This is a genomic window from Fluviicola sp. (assembly GCF_039596355.1).
In the GTDB taxonomy this organism is placed as follows: domain Bacteria; phylum Bacteroidota; class Bacteroidia; order Flavobacteriales_D; family Crocinitomicaceae; genus Fluviicola.
The window spans coordinates 1-24,920 of the sequence record NZ_JBCNJW010000018.1 but is presented as its reverse complement, the minus strand read 5'-3'; the positions used below and the strand labels follow the sequence as shown (position 1 = coordinate 24,920).

Annotated in this window: 11 protein-coding genes; 1 reads left to right on the top strand and 10 read right to left on the bottom strand. The window is 44.4% G+C overall.

Annotated elements, in window-relative coordinates:
• The first annotated feature begins 1 nt into the window (after position 1).
• Positions 2 to 1,363 carry a sigma-54 dependent transcriptional regulator gene (locus ABDV94_RS19855; RefSeq protein WP_343748971.1) on the top strand — a complete coding sequence of 454 codons (1,362 nt, stop codon included), beginning with the start codon at positions 2 to 4 and terminating at the stop codon, positions 1,361 to 1,363.
• 582 nt (positions 1,364 to 1,945) lie between these two features.
• Here the strand turns inward: ABDV94_RS19855 and ABDV94_RS19850 are convergent.
• The 10 genes from ABDV94_RS19850 to ABDV94_RS19805 form a co-directional block, all read right to left on the bottom strand.
• Positions 1,946 to 2,191: a hypothetical protein gene (locus ABDV94_RS19850; protein ID WP_343748970.1), complete on the bottom strand. Its 246-nt coding sequence runs from the start codon at positions 2,189 to 2,191 to the stop codon at positions 1,946 to 1,948.
• A gap of 24 nt (positions 2,192 to 2,215) precedes the next feature.
• Positions 2,216 to 2,746 carry a hypothetical protein gene (locus ABDV94_RS19845; RefSeq protein ID WP_343748969.1) on the bottom strand — a complete coding sequence of 177 codons (531 nt, stop codon included), beginning with the start codon at positions 2,744 to 2,746 and terminating at the stop codon, positions 2,216 to 2,218.
• Positions 2,747 to 2,936: 190 nt separating this feature from the next.
• Complete coding sequence (locus ABDV94_RS19840; protein WP_343748968.1) at positions 2,937 to 3,299, bottom strand: DUF5071 domain-containing protein; 363 nt, start codon at positions 3,297 to 3,299, stop codon at positions 2,937 to 2,939.
• Between the two features lies 1 nt (position 3,300).
• Positions 3,301 to 3,633: a hypothetical protein gene (locus tag ABDV94_RS19835; RefSeq protein WP_343748967.1), complete on the bottom strand. Its 333-nt coding sequence runs from the start codon at positions 3,631 to 3,633 to the stop codon at positions 3,301 to 3,303.
• A gap of 124 nt (positions 3,634 to 3,757) precedes the next feature.
• The gene (locus ABDV94_RS19830; protein WP_343748966.1) at positions 3,758 to 4,204 is read right to left on the bottom strand and encodes a hypothetical protein; all 447 of its coding nucleotides are present in this window, start codon (positions 4,202 to 4,204) and stop codon (positions 3,758 to 3,760) included.
• Positions 4,161 to 17,063 (bottom strand): RHS repeat-associated core domain-containing protein, encoded by a 12,903-nt coding sequence (locus ABDV94_RS19825; protein WP_343748965.1) that lies wholly within the window; start codon positions 17,061 to 17,063, stop codon positions 4,161 to 4,163. Before ABDV94_RS19825 ends, ABDV94_RS19830 begins: the two co-directional genes overlap by 44 nt.
• A gap of 8 nt (positions 17,064 to 17,071) precedes the next feature.
• On the bottom strand, positions 17,072 to 17,806 hold the full coding sequence (locus ABDV94_RS19820; RefSeq protein ID WP_343748964.1) for a hypothetical protein: 735 nt from the start codon (positions 17,804 to 17,806) through the stop codon (positions 17,072 to 17,074).
• Positions 17,807 to 17,810: 4 nt separating this feature from the next.
• Positions 17,811 to 18,803, bottom strand: a complete 993-nt coding sequence (locus ABDV94_RS19815; protein ID WP_343748963.1) for a hypothetical protein — start codon at positions 18,801 to 18,803, stop codon at positions 17,811 to 17,813.
• Between the two features lie 10 nt (positions 18,804 to 18,813).
• Positions 18,814 to 24,522, bottom strand: coding sequence for a hypothetical protein (locus tag ABDV94_RS19810; RefSeq protein WP_343748962.1), 5,709 nt, complete (start codon positions 24,520 to 24,522; stop codon positions 18,814 to 18,816).
• Between the two features lie 29 nt (positions 24,523 to 24,551).
• The coding region (locus tag ABDV94_RS19805) for a hypothetical protein (RefSeq protein ID WP_343748961.1) at positions 24,552 to 24,920 on the bottom strand (369 nt) is incomplete at its 5' end.

Genomic DNA, 24,920 nt, shown 5'->3' with positions numbered 1-24,920 from the left:
TATGGAAAGCGGCATCACACAGCGCATTTTCATCGTTGAAGACAACGATTGGTACCAGAAATTGCTGGTACACACGGTTTCATTGAACCCCGATTACGAAGTAGAAGCGTTTTCAACCGGGAAAGACCTGCTTGCACGTCTGAACAGCGAAATCCCGGATTTGATTACGATGGATTACCGCCTGCCGGATATTTCAGGCGAAGAACTGCTGGAAAAGATCAAATCCGTGAGTCCGCCGGGAACGCAGGTGATCGTCATTTCGGAGCAGGAAGAAATCGAAACGGCAGTGAGCTTATTGAAACTGGGAGCTTATGATTACATCGTCAAAGGAAACGATATCCGCAACCGTTTGCTGAATACCCTTTCCAATGCACAGAACCAGACGAAACTCCTGAAGAAAATCGAGAAACTGGAGCAGGAAGTTCAAACGAAATACAATTTCAGCGATACGATCATCGGTCAAAGCAGCAAAATGCAGCACATTTTCATGCTGCTTCAGAAAGCGGTTTCAAACAACATCACCGTTTCCATCACGGGTGAAACCGGAACCGGGAAAGAGGTCATCGCGAAAGCAATTCACTACAATTCCATCTATAAAGACAAGCCCTTTGTTGCGATCAACGTAGCGGCAATCCCGAAAGAATTGTTCGAAAGTGAATTGTTTGGACACGAAAAGGGATCTTTTACGGGTGCAAATCAAACACGGATCGGGAAATTTGAAGAAGCGGACGGCGGAACATTGTTCCTGGACGAAATCGCGGAGTTGGATCCGGTGTTCCAGGCAAAGTTGCTGCGTGCCCTGCAGGAACGTGAAATTACGCGGGTAGGAGGAAACAAAGTCTACAAGTTCAATTGCCGGATTATTGTTGCAACACACAAAAACTTGTTGCAGGAAGTGAAGGCGGGAAATTTCCGCGAAGACTTGTATTATCGTTTGTTCGGTCTTCCGATTGAATTGCCACCATTGCGTGAGCGTGAAAAAGATACCTTATTGCTCAGTAAAAGCTTCGTAGAGCGTTTTTGTAAGGAAAACGGGATGGAAGTGAAGAAGATTAGTCCTGCTGCACAAAACAAACTGCTGGCTTATCCCTGGCCGGGGAATATCCGCGAATTGAAATCTGTGATGGAACTGGCAGCTGTGATGTCGATGCACGATGTGATCGAAGCGGACGACATTGTGGTGGCAAGTGCCGATATTCTTTCCGGGATTATTGCGGAAGAAATGAGTTTGAGAGCGTACAACCGGAAGATTGTACAGTTGTTTTTGGACAAGTATAGTAACAACACCAAATTGGTTGCGGAGAAACTGGACATCGGTCAAACGACCATTTACCGCATGCTGAAAGAGGAAGAAGAGGATTAGATTTTTTCAAAATGAAAATATTTTTTTCAAAATGAAAATAAATGGAATGCGTGCCGTTTCTGAAACCGTTGAAAATCAACGGTTTTTTCTTTTTCAGGCGCTTTGGCACATTCTTTAGAATAGATCAAACAGAAAATCACTTTTGAAAAAACGATTTCAGAGATAGTGAAGCAAGGTTAAAGAAAAGCTGAGTTATAAAAATAGGAAGTATTTCCGTTTGATGTTGCGGCACAGGGTCTCGAAACCGGGATCCGGCTGCACACGCAAGCCAAGTGATACGACCAACGATTTTTGCAATAGTGTAGACTTAGGAATGATGGTATAGTGGGTTTGAATTACAACATTCCTAAGGCACCTGTTGCGAAAGATAAAAGAGATTACGAAGAAAAATTATAAGAGTGTGCTATCAATCATAACGCTATAAGTTAGGTAACAATTAGGTTAGTTTAGGTTTCAGTTTAGGTTTAATTTAGAGGTATACATGTACAGGTTGATAGTGAAGTACGTGTGGTAGCTACACCCCCCGATGGAGAAATTCACCGGGGGTTTGTATTTTATGGGGTTTTGATAAACGATTCTTCCTCAGGAATTGGCCATTAACCAGGAACTGATCCCGGTTGCTGAAAAGGATAAAATGGAACATACAACGCGCTTTTCCAACCGGAGCGTAACGATCAATATTGCGTGATACAGCAAACTCCCGGCAATTGCAAAGAGCAGAAACACCATATCTCCTCCGGATTTCCCTTTTTGGGAATAAAACAACAGGAGCGTTGTAATTCCCGGAATCAGCAGGTACCAGCCGGAATAGATCAACGATTTTTTCATGTAACAAACGATTTGAAGCCGAAATTACTCTTTTTCGAAGCGAAACATCCCGGGAGTCCAGCTTGTGAGCCTGCTTTCATTGATTGCCGGGTCAATGACAAAATAAGTGGGGTTGAAGTTTAAAGACCAGGGTTTTGCTTCAAATTCTTCAATGGGGTAAAGCTGTTTGAATGGACCGCAAATGTCTTTGGAGCAAATCCGGATCACACAATTGGTATCTACGGATCGGCTTACGGAGTAATGGAGAAGTTCTACCGTGCAAGGAAAAAACAACATGCTTCTGCGCGGGTCTTTGCAATCTCCGATCAGGGTGTAGGATTTTTCCCGGATCGAATCAAGCAGGCGGATGGGAATTTGACTGATCACAAACGTGGTGTCGTGTTGAATCCGAAGAGCAAGGTCTTGCGGATTAACAATTGTATTCGTTGGATCAAGTCTGAGAAAATAAGCATTGTAGCCGCCCAGGATGAGCAATCCGTTTTGGTTCTCTATGCTTTGCGCATGCAGCTGGAAGAAAATAACCAGGAAAGCGATTAAGGTGATGGATCGTTTCATGGAAGGGAAGATACGGAAAATGTTGATTCTTTGTCATACAGATACTTCAAATCCACCGGTAGCTGATCGACTCGCAGCATTTCATGATTGTTTGGTTTTAAATGTCCGGAGAGTAGTCTCCACTCCCCGGATAAGGTTTTTAGTTACAGCAATCTGCTTTCAGATGCACTGTGAAATCCATCAAACAAAACTAAAAATTGATGTTGAATTCTTCCAAGACCTCCAAGCATTTTTCTTTCAAATCTTCAAGCTCGTTTGGATCATGATATATCTTTATCAGCTGATTAGATAATGTATCGGGTATCGAATCGCAGAAATAGAGTACACTTGCTACAACATTAAATCTCCATTCATAATCATTGCCTTGCAAAATTTCTAGTAAAGCCTTCTCCAATTCGTTTACATAAGGTCTCACAGCCCTACTTACTTCTTTAGCTACAGGCCAGTTTATATCCTGTAGCCAAATAAGTATGTTTTTTTGGTTATTAATAATAAATGATCTATCGATATTTTCAAACGCTTCTATATCAAATTTGTCAATTGGTACTCTCATATTATGGTTTTTTTCCCGGAACCGGAACTTTAATTTCTCCTCTTCTGGACCTTGAAACTTTTTTAGTTAAATAATGTACTCCTTCCTGATTCAATAAACCATCCTTTAGTTTCTCTCTTGAAGCAGCCCATCTTTTTCTGTTTTCAGTATTTAGTGTGGTAATAGTGACATGCCCGCCTCCATCAAAAACTACTGTCATACCTTCTCTTCTAAGATCCTTAACGCTTAATTTTTGGACTTTACCTCCACCTTCACCAGCCGCTTGTTCTGGTGTCGTAGCAGCAGATAGACCTGGAATAGGGTATTTTTTAGATTCAAGATCTGATGGACGCATCGTATACGTCTTATCTGTATTGGATCCTCCTCGATAAATATATTCGGGTTCATCGTCTTCGTCAACATCTGTTCCTGGATGTTGTCGTTCTTATGAATCCTGATACTGTTACCATTTATTGATCTTAATGAGCTACTTTTTGATCTAAATATGTGCCTTCAGAGTATATTTTTAATAATTTCTCGGCTTCAATTCTTACGGAGGAATTATACTTGTTTGCCAGATTTTTAGAAAGATTTATGTTTACTACTTCCGTACAAGAATTTGAATCAGATAAGTAATTTTTTAGACCTTTTACCTGATCTTCTCTGACCCATTTTCTTGATATCTTTTCAGGATCTAATGCAAATTGATAAAGTCCATCCGGTTTCGCTTTAAGAAACTGAATAAATTCCTCTGGGGTAATGTGCATTAAGTACACATCCTCTTGATTGATAGGAATAGATTCTTTATGACTATTTCCGCATCCCCCAAAACTTAAAGAGGTAGCAAGTAGAATAAATAAATTACTACCTGCAAATATTGATTTAATTAGTTGTCCCATTTTTCTTTCTAATTGCTGCTTTAACATCTGCTTCCGTTACTTCTCGTAATTTTCTTTTCGAGTTCACCGTACCTTGAATATCTACTTTGTCATCAGGTTCTGGAGTGAAAAAACCGTGACCTACTGCTCCGAGTTTTTTGTATGTATTATAAACATCACCTTCTTTATACGTGGCTAAATTCTCATAACCGTTCTTCGATTCAACTTTATCTTCTGAAGCATTTTTTCCAGTCCAAACGGCGCTATGAATGGCAACACCATTTTTATCATAATAAACAATGATATCTCCTTTTTTGATTTTTGAAAAGTCTGATTTTAGTCCACTTTTCATATTTTTTCCATGTGATTTGCCTTGCTTATCCAGGATTATGTTATTAGATACTTCCTTGTCTGAATCGACAATGAACTGTTTATCCAGTGAGCTTTGACCATGACAATTATAAAACTGACCGTATGCAGATACATCGATAGATTTTCCTGTTTTTGTATCTTTCGCGGCTGTAATAAGTTGCACCTTGGTTTTTTCTCCACAATCATTGTAAATATATACTTCTTGTACCGTAACTGCAATATCCGAATTCGTTGGCCATTTAGTTTGAAAAGGTTTTGAATTTGGGACTTTTGTATACAAAATATTTCCATTTTTATCCCTTAATACTCTACCATCAATATCTGTAATTGAATTGGGGTTATTGGCACAAAAAGCGTAAGTACTAATATTTGGATAATAGTCTGCCAATAAATCTCTTGAAAACCATCTTCCTAATCTAGGATCATACAGACGGTGCTCGTAGTTATAACTGTTTCCAGACCCTTTGACCTCGTCATCCATTTCCTGACCCTGGAATCCATAGCGGTGCACTAATGTACGAGTAATTGTAGTAACAGCATCGTTATTTGTAATCGACACATCATCAAAGTAGTACGTTCCGGATTGACGTATCTGGATAAAGACATAACCAGTCGTACTCGTAAAGTTCGCCGTATAGGTACCATTACTGCTTGCTGCAACGATCGTAGTCGGAGAACCGGAATTGCTCGTCATACTCGGACAATTGTAGAAAATCACAATATTCACAGTGGAAGTGGTGCCTTTGTCGATTTTCACGCTGAAAGTATGATTTGCCCCAGGTGTTACAGCAAAGAACTGGTTCGCTCCGTGAGTGGCGTTGGTACTGACTACCTTTACACGCTGCGTACTGGTGTTATCCAAAGACAGGGTAGAGCCGCTGAAGTTGTACCAGCCGTCAACTGTGGTAGTTGTACCTGAAACAACTACTGTCGAGCTTTCAAAATTCGAGCTGTAAATCACCTGTGGAGCAGGAATGGTTTCTGTCTGCGGAGCAGGCTTGAAATCACGTCCTTTCAGGATGACCCCAAACGGACTGTAATCGGTCGACTGGCGAATATCTGCCAGGTAGATCGTAGAGCCCGGATCAACATAAGTCAGTTTGATATTGTCAAATGTAGCCAGTCCCTGGGCTTGTACAATGAACCCGATATAACCTGATTCCCCGTTCCCTGTAAATGTGACGGTGTTTGAACCGGAGTTAACAAGCGCAATGGTCATATTGGAACTTGCGCTAAATGCACCTATCATAGCAGATGAACTGGTAGAACTCGTATAGTTGAATGTGAGTGTATAAGTTGCGCCTGCAATAAAGTTATAGGCTTTATACATTTTCCCATTCAAGCTTGAGCTTGTTCCACAATTCATGTTCAGGGTTCCACCACTGGCAGTTAATGTGAATCCTGCGCTGAGTGGGTCACTGCTTACAATCGCGTCATCATCCGGTTCCCATCCCAAAAGGTTTCCGCTAGCCGTAAACTGATCATCAAATGCCGTGACTGTTCCCGCACCCGGAACTTCTTCCGGAACAATTTTATCAGAGATTACCGTTAACACGTTCCCCAGGTGATTGGATAATTCGTAGCGTTTATCACCGATGTGATGCTGAATGGTACCCATGGAGTACACGTCGTTTTGAGTGCCTAGTAATGGAATGCGTTCTGTGTGCATTCCCAAACGCGCAGAACCATACAAGTGTTTTTCGGTTTGCGCATAGGTAACACTTGATCCGCTTACATTGATCTCACGCTCATAAACACTCATTACGTTTCCTGCACCATCCAGAATGTAATAAGTCGAGTTCTTTAACAAATCTGCATCTGTATAGACATGTTTCGCAATACGACGGCCCATGGCATCGTAATCAAAGGAAGTGTTTTCTTTTCCGGAACCGGAATTCCGGGTGATCTTCTTCACTTTTCCATCTACGCGCCAGGTAATGCTTGCTATTTGCTCCTGGACATCACCGACTAAACGTCCTTCGGCATCGTAGGTATAGTTCCCGGCAGACTGGTCATCAATGTCATCCGTATAATAAGTTGAATTCACATTGTCGTCCACATATAAGAGACGGTTTCGCGTTTTTCCGAAGCTGTTTGCCGGATAATGATACGTCAGGTTATCAATATCGTCTTCATTCTCATCAATGCGCGATTGTGTCAGAATGTTTCCGTTCGCATCATAGGAGAAGAGGTTCCGGTACATTTTGTCGTGACTGCTTCCCGACTCCCAGCTATTCGTTCCAAAATTGATGTTATCAAAACTGTAACTTTCGGTCAATCGGTTCAACTGGTCGTATCGGTATGCATTTCCCAACGGTAAAATGGTGCGATCGTCCGGTTTGGTAATCACTGTAATCATGCGACCAATATTTCCATTGTACAAGTCTCTCGAATAACTCAGTACGTCGCTTCCGGTTTGGGCTGCAACGAAGGTATTGTTACCACCAATTGCACCTGGATAATCGCCATCAAAATGATGTAAACTATATCCGTAAACATCTTGTGCCACTGCATGATTGTTACTCAAACCGGCTCCGTCCATCCCTGGATCCCGGTTCGGATCAAGGGTGTTGGAGTTGACGGATTTAATCCATCCCTGAAGGGTATACACATAATCGACTCCCTGTACTTCGTGGTCACCCAATACGATTCGCGCTAACGGCCCGTGTGCATAATATTCGTAACGAGTGTCACGTTCCCACATGGTATTCAATTCCGGTTCGTTTTGGATGGAAGCAATGGATGAATTGGTTCCGGTTAATGGAGTTTCTGTTGTAGTATATACGTCCGTGATACGGTTGTCTGCATCGTAATTGTAGGTATGATGCCACTGATCGGCGTTTCCGGTTTGGTAATCTACGCGGTTTACGTTTCCAGAGATGAGGTCATAAATGTAGTCCAGTCGTTTCAAACGGTGATCGCCGATTCCTGCCATGTCCTTGATCAGGCGGTTATCCTGGTACAAAGTCTTCACATTTCCGTGAATGTCGTAATCGTAGTGTGTTGCGTGGTCGTATTCGTTGGCATTTGCTGAATAAACTGCGGAATAGGTCATGTGTACAATGCGCTTGCGTTGCGTGGCAGTATTTAAGCTGGTCAAAGAAGTCACCTCGGTGCTGATCACCGTATTGGTTTTGTCATAATGGATTTTTGTGACTTCTTTTCTGGTCGTAGCAGCATTCAGGTTTAACCAGTTATCCCGTTTGGTGTCATCAATCACATTCGGAACAGTGATACCTCCCACATTCGTTCCGAAAATAGAAGCAAACTGAACTCCTGAAGCATTCTCACTTTTCTCGCCGGCTTCATACACACGTCCCAATGCATCATACAAGGTATACGAGTATTTATCGTCGCTTTTAGATGCGGTTCCGAACTGACGGGAATTCTGGCTGGCAACAATGCGTCCGAGGCGGTCGTAGAAGAAACGCATGGTATACAAGCCGCTTTCGAATTTCAGGTTGCGAACCATTGCCTGGTTAGCATTCGCGTTTGCATCTGTGAGGAAGTTTCCTCCATAAATTGCGGTGTTTTGCGAACTGAAAGCAATTGCGTTGATATTATACAGAGCAGCAGATATTGCCAGTGGATCCGTGAAGGATTGATTGGTTGCGGTGAATCCGGAGCTCAGGATATCATGTGTTACGTTGTCGTTATTCGGAGAATTTAATCGGTAAACGATCCCGGCATTTCCGACAGCCAACCCAATTTTGTTATCCAGGAAGTAAACGTCTCTGAATGTTGCTCCAGAAACTGTTGCAAGTGCATAGTTGGTTCCGGTGTCGAAACGGAAATAGTGAATTTTTCCAGCATCACCGACCATAATGGCCGATTTGTTCTCAAATACATGAATGGCACGGATTGCACTTGTTCCTGTGTAGCTTGCCGTGGACAATACATACGAATAAGTTCCGCCCGATGCCGTGAGGTTAATTTTTGCCAGGCTATTGGTATAAGCTACATAACCGAATAAGGGGTTGCTTTTCGAGAACTGAATGTCATTGACAGTTCCTGTTAATGCGGAGTAACTGATCGTTCCGTTATCCAGCTTCAGGAAGCTGTTCACTCCTCCGATGAGTGCAAAATGCTGACCTCCGGAACCGGACTTCGTCCAAACCTTTGTTAAACCAGTAGTTCCCACAATGGTTGGAGCTGCGTGCATGCGCCAGTTCAACCCTCCGTCAATAGTGGAACGGATAAAGTAGTAATCTCCGATAATGGTTCCGAACTGACCGTTTTCGAAATGCACGTCGTTGAGTTTCGGACCAAATACCCGGTTGATGCGTGTTCCGAAGTTACTGTTGAAGCGGATCACTTCTGATCCGGAACCTACTGCCGTTGCTTTCACGGTGGAACCTGTAATGAAATCAACTCCATACAAGGTTTTATTGGATGGGTTGGATCCCGGAGTAAAGAAATCCGTTGTAATGTTAGCGGTATAGTAAGACGAACCGTTTTCTCCGACCAGGAAGACCGAAAGGCCATTTACCGCGATATCGTTGATGTCGTTTGCAGCACTGTGCTCCGAAACGCTCAGTCCTGTAGTTGTGTAGAGTGTTGCGTCCAAACTCCAGGTGGTCGATTTCAGCGTAGCCAGTAAGCCATCTGCTCCTGCAATCAGGTAGTATGGAACGCTGGACGAAACATACTCGTTTGCTGTAGAGATATTGGAAACAGAACCGATCGGACGCAGACTTACCGTATTGGTCGTTGCACTTACCGGACGGGTAAATACCTGCCCGTTTTGACCTGTAATCAGGATCATGGAAGCTGTTTTACGCAAGCTCGTTATTCCTGTCAGACGGTGTTGCGTGCGATCTGTAAATGTAAGAGAAAGCGCTCCGCTGGATGTAGGAATTGCAGAGATGGTACTGGTTGTGAAAATGCCGCCATTCGTACCGGCAATAGTCACATTGGAGCCGTGAACAGCCAGTTTTGTAATGGTGGATGTTCCCGGATTTAAAGTCGAAGAATAAAAATAGAATGGTCCGGAAGAGGTTCCTGCCTTGCCATAAATCTGTTTGTCTGATGACCGGTATGCCAGTACATAATCCAATGATGAAATCGTGATCTTGTCCATGGAAACGAAGTTGGTATTCGTTCCTGTAACTGCTGCAAAAGGATCGTATGTTCCTCCGATTGTAGATACAGACTTCGAGCGATAAATGACACCGCTTACAGCCAATACTTCTACAGCTACTCCCGTACCCGATTTCACGACTACCATTTCTTTCGGCATAGTTGCCCCAAAGGATGCAATTTGTGTATACGTTACATCTGCAGACATTCCGGTAAATGTATTCGAACGGAATAGTTTGTAATCTCCACCCGAAAGGCCAATTGCAAAGTACGTCAGGTTGGTTCCGTCGTTGTAAGTTGCCGTAACATTGAATTGGTATGTTTGGGCAAGGGATGGTGTTTGATCGATTTCTCCGAATGTGCCTCCGGAGCTGATCAGGATGTTTTTAGTGTAACAGGTGTTCAGCGGAGCTCCCGTATTTCCGGTAAGCATGACCTCCAGGGTAGTGGCAGTTCTTCTGATCAAACTGAGGGTTGCATTCGTATAAGTTTGCTGAAGCGGACCCCAGGTCAATCCACCGTCTGTTGTCTTGCGGATAACTTTTACACCATTTTCTGTGATGCGCGCAATACCAACTGAAGCGTCGAGCATGTAAATCTGATCGATTAATCCTGCTGTACCCGAAAGTTTCAATTGCTGGCGGTAAGCCGTTGATGTTGCCCCGTTGAGGTAGGAAAGATTCCCGTCGTCTCCGGCAATGATTCCGTCGGTTCCGTTAATGAATGAAATAGCACCTAAGTTTCCGACCAGGGTTTTGTCAACCACATATCCTGAGCTTGAATTGGTAATCACTACCGCATCATAATTCACAGAAGATTCTGTCAGAGTAACGAGGTAAAGGATTCCTGTCAGAGAGGAAACATTCCCTTGCAGGGTGAAATCTTTCCATTCGACAACGCTGTAAGTTCCCGTCGGAGGTGCTGCGTATAAGGTCATCACTCCGGCAGAAGTGATCTTTTGAATGCGACCGCTTACTCTTTCAAGTACATAGGCATCCGTACCGACCACTTCGATCGCTGAAAATTCAGCAGAGAAAGTCGTATTTACCAGATCCCAGTTTTGACCGCCATCAGCGGTGATCAGGATAATTCCTCCGGTACCGATTGCATACCCGACAGTTGCAGAAGCCATTTTTACTTCTTTCAACTCTGAACCGAGTGTGTTTGTAACGCGCACCCAGTTCAAACCGCCGTTGGTTGTTTTGAACAGGTATCCGCGGCTCAGCATTGGTACGCCTGTAACGTTCATGTAACCGCTCAGGTATCCCTGGTTTGCATCCAGCATTTGAATGGCAGTTGTACTCAGGGCAATCGGAAGGCCGTTCGGTAGTGTTAAATCAAAGACCTCCATTGCATCCTGATCCGGCATGTTTTGTGCCACCAGCTGGTTCAGGGAGTTATACAAATAAGTGGTTGCCATGCGGTGATTGGTGATCACCTGGTGTGTATTATTCTGACGATCGGCCTTAATGGCATTTTTCGTAGTGGTATTACTGATATCAATCAGTTCAACTCCTTCCGGCGGAACCGTTTTCACCAGGTTTCCTGCCTGGTCGTAGTAGTAAAGCGTAAAGTGATGTTCAATCTCATTGTATGTCAAAGACAGGTTTTCAACTGCCTTCATACAATGTGCAATATACTCCGTACCCAGCTGCGTTTGGAGTAATTGAACTTGCTCGTTGTAAGCAATTTGGGCATTAACCTCATTGTTGCTCTGGTAGAACTCCGTACAAGGATCCGTCAGGGTTACGTCGAATGTTTCAAAATGAACAGTCGGCGTATCGATCACACAAGGAACTTCCTGACCGGATAAGCAGAATTGGTAAAGATCCGTCATGTCGCCGGAGTTGTATCCGTTTACTGCAAGGTTCAATTCGGAAACATACTCATCTACGCAGTTGCACAAACCGTTTTCAACAAATACATCGTAATCGATGGTCGGTAACGGTGCTCCGGGGCCTTTTAGCTTGTTGAACTGTTTTATGGCAAGAACATATAAATCGTAAGATGAGGTACAATTACTCTGCTCTCCGGATGTCATTTGTGCACAGTAATCTCCGATACTCAACGGATGTGTCAGATTTTCAGTTGGAGCCGCAGTGATGTATTCGAACAAATAGGTAATGTAGTTCGCAAAACATTCACAGCTATACGATGTCTGGGTCGCTACAGACAATGAAATATCGTTGGCTTTCGGCCATGGAGCCCAGTTGTTGAAATAACCAACTACACGGGTGTATTCCGAATAGACTTTCGTACATAGCGGAACGTTACTGCTGTTAAACGCCCCGCAATCAGGAGTTGGAATGTAAACAGTTGAACTGCAGTCGTCTGTTCCAAGAATGGCAATAAATTGTCCGATCAAGCTGGACAAATCCATAAAACCGGATGCGCAGCATAAATTGGAAGCTACAAATTCCTCGTATGAGATCATGGACAAGGTCGCCTCCGGATTGATACAACCGATCGCCTTCAAGTGGGTAATAGCCAGGTTGTATGCACTCTGATAATCTTCGTACATATCCAGGCAGTAAAGCTCCGAATTGTTCGTAATGGTAGTCGGGAACTCATCATTCAGTGCATCGAAGTCGATTTCACCGTCCGTTTGTTCGGCACTTGCCGGCCCGATTTCATCTTCATTCGGAGTTTGCGTACATCCGGAACAAACCTTCAGGTTGAAACAGGAAGAACCATCAATGGAATCCTGGTAAGTAGCTCCGCCATAAGCGTAAGTGATGTACAAACGGAACGTATTGTAGGAACCATAATAATTGGATTCCAGCAGACGGACATCATCTACCGAAAGAATGTTGTTGTAATTGAAGTTCGGACTTGATCCGCTATAGCTCAGCAACAGATCACAAGAACCCGGAAGGTCGTATGTCAGTTTGTCTCCCGAAACAATTCCAGGGATGGAAGTCGGTGTAGCCGGTAGCTGGCTGTTCAGTGTGGATGTCCACAAGGGAGTATTGTACAAACTGAATGGAGCATCCTGGTTTACCAATGAGAATTCCAGAACGGCCATCAGATCGTCATAGGTATCGTATTCCACTCCGGTACATAAGATTGCATTGTCCAGTCCGCAATCACCGACCGTCATGATTTTATCGTCAGACCGGATGAGGTCACAGTAGAGTTCACCCAGGTAAGCGCCCGAAGCGTTGTTGCAGACAAATTTCAGGGTGTTGTTGTGGCATGGGATGATTTCCGCGATTGAACCGATAGAAGCGATGCTGAATGCAGACGGAGTTTGGTTCAGGATTTTGATTTGAACCGTTGACGAACCATCTGTAAGCTGAAACCCCGGGATTGCACTGTTGTATTTCCAGTTGATCGTACCGCTGGTATAGGCCGGATTGATCGTGTACTTTACAGCATTGTTGACGAATGTCACATACGGGGTTGCCATCAGGCTCACATTGGTCGTGCTGGATAAGGTTCCCATCTGAGCCAGTGTATTAGTAATACTTTCCAGGGCTTTTCCGAAATCATTCAGTTTACAAACATCCGGGAACGTACAATTCCCGATTTTGAATGAAGTTGATCCGGTAAGCGTCTGCGTATACAAAACACCGCTGATGCTTACTTGCGCCGTAACGGTAAATTCGTATAAACCTCCGCTTACATGTGTGAAGTGAAGATTTCCGAAACCGATGATATCTGACCAGCTGTAGGCCATGCTTCCAGGATCCTGCACCAGTGTAAATTCTCCGAAGTAACTGGATCCTTCCTGCCATTCTACCTGTAATGTGGAACCGCTCATACTGGATTGATACCAGGTTAACGTAGGAATGGAAACCGGCGTTTCGAAATCCTGCATGGATAAAATCAGTCCTGAAAGTGAATTCAGGGCGATTGTAAAGTTATTATCATCTAAAACTCCTGTTGAAGCAGCCTCAGACAAAATGCGTTCAAAGGTTGTTGCGATCGGACACTGACCTGTCAGAATGTATTGCTGATAAGCAATTTGACTCGGATCGGTGTTGACGTTTGCCAAAGTATTTCCGAAGCGGACTTGCTTGTATTTATACAAGGAATAAGTGTAGGCCGCACAAGGCTGAGCCGGGTTAATATACCCTCCGGCGATAAACGGAGAAGAGAATGGAGTGATCTGTAAGAAATTGTTTTCAAACGGGTTAAACGATTGATTTCCGATACATCCGTTATAGCCCGGATTGATGGTTCCCAGCGCATCTGCCTGAGCAAGATCGTGCTGCAAGCCTTGCTTAGCCGCCAGGTAAAGCCCGCGGAAAGTCATCCATTCATCGTCGCGTAATTGTGTGTTTTGAGTGGAGGTATAGCCTACAACGTCTTTTCCCCACTCGAGATCCGTGGGGCTCGGTGTTGTACCGATCAGGTTATTTCCCCCGCGGTTCATCATAGCTGCTACCTGCATCATGGAATAGCTGACACTATTGATCGTTGTGTAGTTGAACACTTTTGCGTTCATCCCGGACGTGTTCACATAGTTGGAGAAAGGATCCCACGGATAACTTCCGTTGATTGTCAGGATGTTATTCAAACGGCTGTTAACTGCTACAGAAGCATAATTTGGGTTGATGAAACCTGCAGTAACGGCATCTGCCCAGGTATTCACGCTCATCATTTTCTGATCAAAAGATTCGGAAGTATACGGATCGGTGTTGTTTACTTTCACATAGAAACTTTTGTAGGTCATCAACATCGGGTATTCCGGGTGATAGTAAACCAATGAGTTTGCCCAATACGGATTTGCACTGTAGTAATTCACAAAATCACTCAGATTGGCAAGGTATTGCGGATAGGTATAGTAATTTCCGGTAACCGGATCCAGGAAAACCTGGCTACCCAGTGTAAGGGAAGATTGAACTGCAGGTGTGGACGCAGTGATTACATTCGATACAATGGTTACATTGTCCAAAGTAATCCGGGAGCGTGTTACACCGTCCGAATCAAAGTAATAGTTCTGAATCGCGGATTCTACATCATAACGCGGATTACGCCAATGCGCATTCGGTGATTTCGGAAGGCTGTTGCCCTGATTGAGAACAGAAAGCGGATAGAGTGTTTCATCTATCTGGTTCAGGTTATTCAAATATTCTCCGTATTGTCCGTTAGGGCGCATATCCATTAATAACATGTTGCGCATGTTTTCATAATAGGAAGCAGCTTTACAGGGAGCATTACAAGCAGCAAGCTCTTCGTTGTATTGTTCTTCAGTTCCCCCGGCTTGAATATATTGTAGTAAGCTTCCGAGGTTTGCGGCACATTCCGCACAGCTGAAATCATCCTCACAATCACTGATATTGGAATTCTCACCCACCTGTTCCAAAATGGTTTGGTAATCCTCGATACAGGTATTCACGCCAGATTCCGGATCTGTATACATGGCCATGTATGCATCCAATGCTGCCTGGTTGACTGTCAGACGCTTCGTGATCTGGTAGGTTCCCACGGGCAGGTCTTCCATGATGAAAGAACTGCTTGATGAATAATTTCCGCAATCTGTCTGGAAAGTGACCTGGTCATCTGCTCCTACGGTAAAACGACCGGATAACTTGTTTGATAATTCTATCGGGCTGACTAACTGTCCGCATAAATCACGCACCTCGATCTGCAGATCGTATACACAGTTGAAACACAGGCTTCCCAAACATGGATTTGTGTAAGGCCCAACCGCAATATCGTATGCAATGGTTACATCCGATACGGAGCTTAGTGAAATGGTTTGATTGAAAACTTTGGAAACGCCATCCGAATTGAGCTTGTTGGAGCTTGAATTCCCCTGGGCATCTTTTGCAAACAAGTCCACGGATAACGGAGCAATTTCATCTGCAGAAGGAAGGGCGCTCAGGTTATTTGGCGCCTGTCCTGCAAGTGAAGTTGCGACTACTCTTCCTTCCTGGTCGAGATAGGAAACACTCACTTGTCCGTTGGGGTCAATCACCATGTTTTTCTGGTAATGAGCTGCATCGCCGACTTCAGAACCAAACAAACGATCCAGTTGTTCCTGGAACGGATGCGCATAGAAGTACTTGGTTTCATGGTTGCTTCCCAATTGAAAGTCCTGACCAACTCCTCCCTGACGGCGAATCCGTCCTGTATTGTCAGGCATGTATTCGACCTGGCTGAACGGGTATTGTTCCGCGTTTGGTATATATGCCTGGCTTCCGGCAGTATTCGGGTTGCTGCTTGAATAATAATTGGATGCACCGGAATTGGTATTCATACCTCCGGTAAGACTCATGTTGCAGGAGTCAGCCGGGTTTGTAACATCGAAATCTGATTTTGAATAGGCTGCGTCGCTGTTATTCTTGTTGAAGCTCTTATAGTATTTCAGCGAGTTCTCCGCATCTTCCGAAGGGCAATCAGGAGAAGCAACAGGTACAGGTAGCACCTGGATGACCGGACGTCCCTGGTGATCGTAAATTGATTCTCCGACAATGGTATTATGATCGGTATTGATTTTGGTCACCATTTGGCGGTTTCGCAATGAACCGTCGTAGAATGAAACGACTTCTTTTTTCTTTCCTTCTTCCGCGTAAGTAGTGCTGTGCTGCCAGTTCTTTTTTACATCGTAAGGAACGGTTACCTGGTACTTGGCAGCGGCCGGAATGGTACTGAGAGCGATCAATCCGTCACTACTTGACCAACTGGAAAACAAGAATTTACTTGGGTCGGTATAAGATCTTCCGACGGCCCGGACTCTGAACGCAAGAACCCCCTTGTCAAATAACAGGCTGACTTTGTAGCTTAAATCGGTGGTTGTGATGCGGGTAGAATTCGTGTGAAAATCGACCTGGAGATTCGGAATATTTCCTGCTGTCACGTCAATCGTATTGATGAAAGTCCATTCGAGCTGATATTCCTCTGCTCCCGGAACGGCGTTCCAGGAAATCACCAGTTCATCATCGGTATTATCACAATCGAGATCAACCGGAGTTCCTACCGATAAGTTGTAAGCACTGAAATTGACCTGTGGTAAAAAGTCATATACCCGGTCTACAAAGACGTCGCCCTGTAAATAAACGTTTCCGGGAAGCGTACTTTGAACAACGCCATTCACCTTGATTTGCGTAATCGTCATATTGACTTTCTCCACATTATCAAATGTGACCGTGTTCTTATCAACATAGGTGGCAGAATCAATCGGGTAGTAGGAAACCTTCAGGACTTTTGTCTCTGTGGAAGTAGGCGTCCCCGATGAATAACTGGCGTATTTTTCAAGGTAAACCGTCACCTCCGTAACCGATTGATTGACAAACAGCGGATAATGCTGGTCTATTCCCAGTGTAATGACTCCCTTGCGGTTCAGGTCAGTGTAGCTCAAAGACCATCCCGGAGGTGTTATTGCTGTACTACCCCAGGTAGTTGATCCGGTTATCACCACCGTATTGTGTGGCAATAAAGTGGCATTTCCCCTGAATGAAACCAGGAAAATGATGATGAGTAGTGGTATGAATTTTAAACGTGACATAGACTCGTTTATTTAGTTGGTTTGTATCGTGTATCTTTCAATTGAAAACCGCTCATTGCAGGAGCAAGGATATAATCTCCCGCTGCATTGATTTCCAGGATGTTCTTTAAAGAAATCAGTTCATCTGTTCCTTTGAGTTTCTTCATCGGCTCAAAGATGATCGTCAGATAAGGCGATTCAACACTTTCATCTTCCATGGATTCCGAAAAATAGTTCCCGGGAGGATAAAAGATGTTTAACTTATACAGTTCGGTCGTGTTATTGTGTACATATAATTCCATCGTTCCGATCGAAGCGTTTTGCGGTTCAGCTCGTAGAATGTAATAAGTCGGGAAACTGATTTTTTCCAGTTTGTAATCTTTCAGGGCATCCAACGGGATTTGCTGCAATTGGGCAATCTGGCGCATAGAAGAATCGATGTTGCTGATGTAAACGATTCGTTCCGATGAATCAATCAGCACCTGCAAGTTGTTCTTCTGCATATTGATTATTCCCGGGCTACTCATTTTGAACTCGAAGCCTTTTCCACGAATAACTTCTCCGGAACTGGATTCGATGATCTCCGAAGAGCGGATGTCTTTAAAAATCTCTTTTTTGAACCGGCACGATACCAGTTCTGCATTCATTTTCTTGCCCAGTAATGCCATTTCATTATTAAAGGATTTGGCATCCAGCGTTTTTCTTTCCTGGCTGATTCCAACCAGGCAGGAAAGTGAACAACAGATAAATAATAATGTTTTCATAGTCTTAATATCCTCCGGGTACTGATGAGTTAGAATTGTGTTCTTCAATGGTGAAGATTCCTTTCTCGGTTTCTTTCTTCACACGGATAAGTTTGCCCTCCTCGTCATATTCGTAGATCTTGGCATAGTTCCGTTCATCGAGTTCAGCTACCAGTCGGAGGGTTATCGGGTCATAAACATAGCTGATCATACTCCCGTCATTGGGAATCACCCGGATATCGTCAAAGTAGCAGGTAATGGAAGGAGACAACGCGATCAGGTCAATTTTAAAATCTCCGGTTGGTCCGGTAGTCACGATTTGTTCCATGCGCTGCCAGCCGTCTACGATTTGTCCGCTAACCGGTACATTGGTGAGTACACTATTCGTGGTTACCCTCAATTGGCAGTTCGAATAGGTGATTTTATTGTTCCCGTTTTCTTCTTTCACCCAAGCTGTGACCAGGTAATCTCCCGATACCGGCTGAAATTTCGGAATACAGTTTTCACAATCAACTTGTTGTCTGCAGGTAAGTTCATATCCGGTGAAGGCAAAATCAACTCTTCCGTAACAGGATTGAACCGTTACTTCCAGCAAATAGCATTTGTTTGCGCTTAGGTTGACCGTAAGACTTTGTTGAGCTGTCGTAGCAGCACCGGTCAGGATAGGAGAAACGGTATTGTTTTCAACCCAGGTCGGATAATCGTCATTGGTATTAAATCCTCCGAACAAGCGGAAAGAGGTTGAAAGAGGAAGGGTTGTTCCTGCATCCGCATATCCGCGGAATTTGACCAGGTTGGTTGTTCCCAGGGATACGTCCGAAGCTGGCTTTAGAATGTAGTACAATTTTGAAAACCCTCCCTGGCAAACAAACCCGCTAGCTGCATTGAACATGGCTTTTGAAGGGTCGGCGCACATCATGAGTGCTTTATTGGGAGAAGTGTTTCTCAGTGAATCAGGAATTTGAGCCTGAACGCTTGAGGAACAAACTAGTAGTGCGATGATAATGATAATTCTCATACTGGTTCGATTAAAATTGAATGGTTTCTGATTCGAGACCTGATTCCGCTCGGATAATTCTGATTCCGACCTTACAGCCTTTTGAATCGGTAACGATTATGGTCAAACTCGTATTTACTGCAGTTGCGATAGATACGCTGAAAGAAGCAGGGCCTGTTTGTTCTGCGCTGGCGTTTCCGACTGCTTCATATTCCATGGTGTATGGTGCCACACCACCGGAAACATTCATAATTGTACAAGCTTTCGTGGAGCATGTCAGTGATAAACCACAACTTGGTTTGGTTGTACAGGTGGACAGAATGTTTTGGAAGGAAACCGGTGCAGTGCTGGTTACTTTAATACTGTTTTTTCCGGTATGGGAATTGGTTGTCGAAATAGAAGATGCCGGAATGGAACTGATACTTCCTCCGTTGACACTTGCCCGGGAGAAGAAGTTCTGATCCATGCAATTGGTATATCCCAGATCTTCAAAGCTTCCCGCCGACATTTGCTGTGCTTTGGAATTGGCAGAGACAGCTGTTGTCAGTGTGTTGTTATATCCGAATTGACTGGAAGAGTAACGCCCCAAAGCATCACGTGTTTCCAGTGTCATTCCGTTTGGAGAGAACTCCGTTACTTCCGATACGAAGGTCCAGTTCTGACCATTTTTCTCCCATTTGCCATTTCCTAGTCGGTAGAATGGTGCAAAGGCTCTGAAAACTCCATCTTTGCGAATATTGGTATTGCCATCGTAGTTGGATTGAATACGATCTGTCAGATAGGTATAGGATTTGATTGGTCGCCAGTTTCCTTTTATTCCCTGAACATACGGATTGGAAGTGCCACCGAAACAATCACAATAGGTTCTCCAGTCCTGGCCGAATTCAACAGCTCCGGCATTGAGTACATTGGTGAACTGATTCGTTCCGATTCCATTGACAGGATTAGAGAACGAAGTCATACTCGCCATGGAAGTTGTCTGCTTGTTTTTATAACCGGATCGGATGACTTTAATCGTGGCGTTGTTTCCGCTAAACGGTGCCCCTGTTTTATCTACAATGCGAATTCCGCTTGTATTGACATCCACAACCCATCCTTTTTTGATGGTTGACCCGATGGTAACAGCAACTTCATCTCCTTCCGCAAAATAATTATACTGACCCGGAATCGCTGCAAACCCGTTATTGGTAACAGTTGCAGCCTTATAGGAATACAAAATGTTCTTGGATGCCTGTCCGAAAGAAGGATAATTCCAGTAAGCCGGATAGTTTAAAGAATAAACTTTATCATTAAAGTTCGTTGTTGTTTGTGTCACCAAAACTTCTCCGGTATTTGCATCATAAGCAAGGTTGTTGGTTTCTACAATACTTCCGTCCTGGTTTGCAACGGTTTTTTCCAGGATTGCGAAGCGTTCAACGGCTTTATTCATGGTTGCACTCCGGAAGCGGTTAGTAGTCTGATCGTATCCCGGGTAAACAGGAGGGATGGCAATAACCAGCATTGCGAGAATGAAACTGTTGGTATTGATGTGGATTTTCGGAACAATAGTTCTGGTAGAACTTTCTCTGAAATCGGCTACTGCATCATAACGAACACCCACCGTTGCATTTGAAAGCTGTCCCTGGTCATTGATCACCTGAATCGTATTAGACAGGCGTTGGTTAACAACTCCATCCAGGTTCAGCGGTGTACTCTTATAAAAATATTCTACCTCGGAAAGCGGGGATGTTTGTCCTTCTCCATAGATACTTTCTTTCTTTTGCTTTCCGTGCATATTGTTTGACTCGATGCTGAATCCCTGATTCGCAGTGAGGTACTGGTATTTCGGAAGCAGTGGGAGTAAGCTGTGATCCGTCAACATGTCGACATTGGTTCTTTTGACAATCGTTGGGAAATCCTTCGCCGTGTAAAATTCCTTGACTACTTTTCCGGTTGCAGTACGTGTAACCCCGGTATATTTCAAATCCTCGATCACCACGCGGGAATATCCAACGGAAGGTGTAGGGAATTGCGATTCCATAATCGGGTCGTCGATGTACATCTTATCATCCATCGCCAAACGCCTTTTTTTGTTTACGATGTAAGCAGTATGCCACGGGCTTTCGTCTCCACCCAATTGCGGTTCATAGGAAGCCACTCCCGAAGAAGTCACGCCGTCTTCCAACACATATTTGAAAGTTTGTCCGTATTCGCTGGCAGTACCACCGTCCATCAGGTTCCAGTTGTCTTTGATGCGGATTTCTTTTACGCGGCTTCCGCCACCCATTTTTCTTCCGGAAGGACACTCCAAACGCATCCAGGACCGGTTCATCACGATTCGTTTTCCTTTTCCTTGATTATATACTGCCATGTTCGGCCCGGTAACTAATTCCTGGAAGCTGGAAAGCATATTGATCGTTGCATTTACAAAACTCATAACAGCTTGCTCGCTGCCTCCGGCTTCATCGCTAGGGGTGAAGTTGTTGTTAATCGTTCGCGACAGCTGTGCTCTTCCGAACAACACTGCCTGTTTGATAATCGGGCTGTATTCTTCCGTGAAGTCAGAATCTTTCATCTTTTCAGGCTCTAAGCGCACCAATCCGTACTTGGTTCCCGAGATGGTAACGGTGGTGATTTCCTGAATGATTCCATATCCCGAAACAAATTCCGTTTGGCTTTTGAAGCTTCCGCCGCTGGGATCCAATTCGGATAACACCCTGAAATACAATTGCTGTCCTTTTCTTCCGTATTTGGAGATATCGTCGGTCTGGTTTACAAGATTGAATAGTAGTCCACCGTTTTTGTCACTTCCTGAAACCAGGGAGCCATATGCTGCATTCGTTCCGCTCATAACACTGGTTGATGAACCGTTGCTGTAGTAGATTCCGACAATCTGAAACATCTGTCCTGCTTTTTTATGTTGCACGAATCCATAATCATCTGACTCGTAAGTGACATTGATCTGTCCTCCGGACGGAAGGTCGATTTTTACCAGGTTCCATGCATTGGCATTTTCATTGGCTTTGGTAGGGTCTTGTTCTGCATACGGATAATCCGAATTGTTCAATGGTGTCGCCATAGAGGATTCCGACATGCTTGAACTGATGGGTTCCTTGTATGTTCCCCAGCGGTCAGAGCCCTTGATATGATAATCCGGGTTGGAGCGCGTACCAGCATTTCCATAGCTGAATTTGTAGCTGCGGTACTTCATTTTTTTGGAGTTCTGGTACGTAAACTGGATTTCCTTCAATGTCAGTTTTCCTCCTTTGGTCAGATCCGACGAAGTATTTTCATTGTTTCCGGGATATTTTCGGCACAAGCTGTAGTCGTAGTTCAGCGTGACTTCCTGGATTGGAGTCGCCTGAGCCAGGTTCGAAATGTGGGCGTTGTAATCCGGTTTCGAATAAAGAGTGATCTTGCGCAACAATACCATACTTTGCGCATCTGAAGCGTTGATTCCGCCGTATCTTCCGTTTGCGCTTCGTCCGTCTTTACGAGCTTCGAAAGTGAAAATAGCGATGTAGTTCTTCGTCTCAATTTTTTCTACGTAATGCAGGTCTTTCTTCCCATATACAAAGCTGGCTTTGTCATCCGTTTTATCAGATCGCATTCCTTCGTTGTAGTAGGCCGTGTTTGCCTGAATGGGGTTTCTCCACTCAAAATTCTTGACGGATTTGTAGGAGAATTTCACGTAGGATCCCAAATCGTTTTGTGAAGGCCCCGGAGTTGCATCCGAATCCACGTAATCATCACTCAATACGGCGGATAACATGAACGAGTGAGCATATGCAGGAGTTTTTGTAGCACTGTAATAATGATCAATCCCACGGTCATTGCTTAATGATGCATCGTTGGAACTGATTCCGTTCAGCAAACCACTTTGATCGTTGAGGTAATCAATCCCACTGTTATTGTAGAGTCCGTTTCCGGTTGCAAAAGTGACATCTTCCTGGAACTGGTTGTATGCAGGAAGAGCAAAGACATATCGTCTTCCGTCTTGTCCCAATTGTGTGATTTCCCCGATATGATAGGGTTTGGCTCCGGAGTAAAGAAGCGTGTTGTCGTATGGAATGACTCCCATTCCTGCTTCCACTTCGCCCCGACTCAGGAAGTACAATTGATTATTGGAATAATCCCGTACATTTCGTTGATTTCGGGAAATTCCCTTAATAGTCCCGGCTTGGTTCAATGAATTATTCAATCGCGGCATCATTGCGCTTCCTGCCAAAACCAGTCGTTCCGGTTCTGCTCCGTAAAACTGGCTGGTCATCAAATCGTCACGTGATACGGAACTTTCACTTGCTTCGATCATTCCGAAACCGGGAACAATTCTGCCTAAGCCCGAACCTCTGAATGCCAGCCCGGAAGTAGCAGCGTTGTTACTTGTCCATGGACCGTTAGTTACATTGGTAATCGGAATCTCGATGTCCACACCGATATCCGTTAAGTTTCCAAATCCCAACTCCAGTCCCACGTCAGCTCCAATATCCCAGGTTGTACTAACGGGGTCGAAAACATACCCCACATCGTTGCGGCTTGCCCGGAAACTTCCCCCGGTTCCCTGAGCCTGAACACTGAAAATATCATACGTTTGAAACGCAGAAGGCAGGTTCACACTGTATTTGGAGAACGGCTGATCGTTGTCGCGGTTAAAATCCAACTGGTTGCTGGTGGATGTTTGTCCGCTCTCGGAGAACATGTATCCGAAAGAAGGAACTTGCATCACCTTGTTTCCATCCGGAATCCAGGAACGGGATAAGGAGACACCAATATTCCCTTGTCCGTCAAACGCAAATAAAGATCCGGAAACATTCATCTTGAAACTTGCGGATGCTGCAAATTTGCTGTGTTGAGGTGTTGGCATGTACTCTGCCAAACCAAAACTGAATGCTCCTCCCGCGCTGGCAGAAGTACTCCCTGCAGGAGTTGTTCTCATTCCCGCAGGCAGATCGATGTTCATTCCCAAAGCATTGAATTTAATGGCTTTTGCAAGGGTGTTGTAATTGATCTTACTAACACTGAAACCGTAGCTGACTTGTTGCAAACCGGCCCGCGAGTTAAATGCCGTTCCGATTGTTCCGGTTCGTTTGATATCCTGTGCTTCGCTCACTTTTTCCTTGTAGCTCAAACTCACGTTCGGGGCAAAAGAGGCGCCGTTTTCACTGCTTCCGGAAAGGGAGAACCCGGCAGTCAGGTTTCCTCCCAGGAACTTTCCGAAATCGAAAGAAGGCCCGATGCTCACGGATGAATTGTACCCGGTGTAATTGTTGAAGCCCAAACCTACACCTACACTCAGGCCTCCACCACCGCTTCCACCGACACTTGATAGGTTAAACCCGGCTATTTCAGCTGTTAATCCTGCATCAATATTGATGTTGAAATTCGGTTTGGTACTAAGGGTTTTTTCTACCTTGTCGCCATTAAAGTCGTCCGGAATTCCTCTTAGAGCTCTCGTGATTGCCCCGGCATTCAGGTTCCATCCCAAACCAACCCAGGATGCTTCCTGGTCCATCGTAACACCTGAATTGTAGGCAATGTTGATCGGATAACCTTCGATTTCCATCAGGGGAATATTGTAGGTAAAATCACCTGTGAAAGGATCTACCATATCCGAAACACCAATCGGTGTAAAAGCGCTCGCTTCGGGTTGCGTCGGACCACCGGCGTAAGTCAGTGCCGGTTGGAAGGTAGACCAGGTAAAAACGAGCAGTAAAAACCAGGAAATGCTTCTGGTTCCATGTGATGTTTGCTTCTTGTTCATAGTTTCGTGAGATTCAAGGTCAGTGTTATCTAGTCAATAGTGAAATTAAACGTGTATTGCTTTTTGGTTTTGAGCGTCCAGGAGACTTTGTAAGCTCCCTTCGGTAAATCCAGTTCCTCCAGGTTGAGTATGAAAAAGCGTTTTACTCCTTTATACTCGCTGGTTTGATCTGTTTTTTCCTCACTGTTCAATAACTCGTTGAGGTAGCAGGATTTTACTGTTTTCCCTTTGCTGGAAAGCGTTACTTTCAAATCGAGTTTCCCGATTTCGTCTGTTACCAATCCAACTTTATGATGAACAAGGGAGAACATCTGCCCGTCATTTTTGAAGGCTACGGGGTAGAAGTTAGGAGTAGGTTCTTTGGGTTCGAAGATGGTAAACTGGTAGGGCTCCGACTG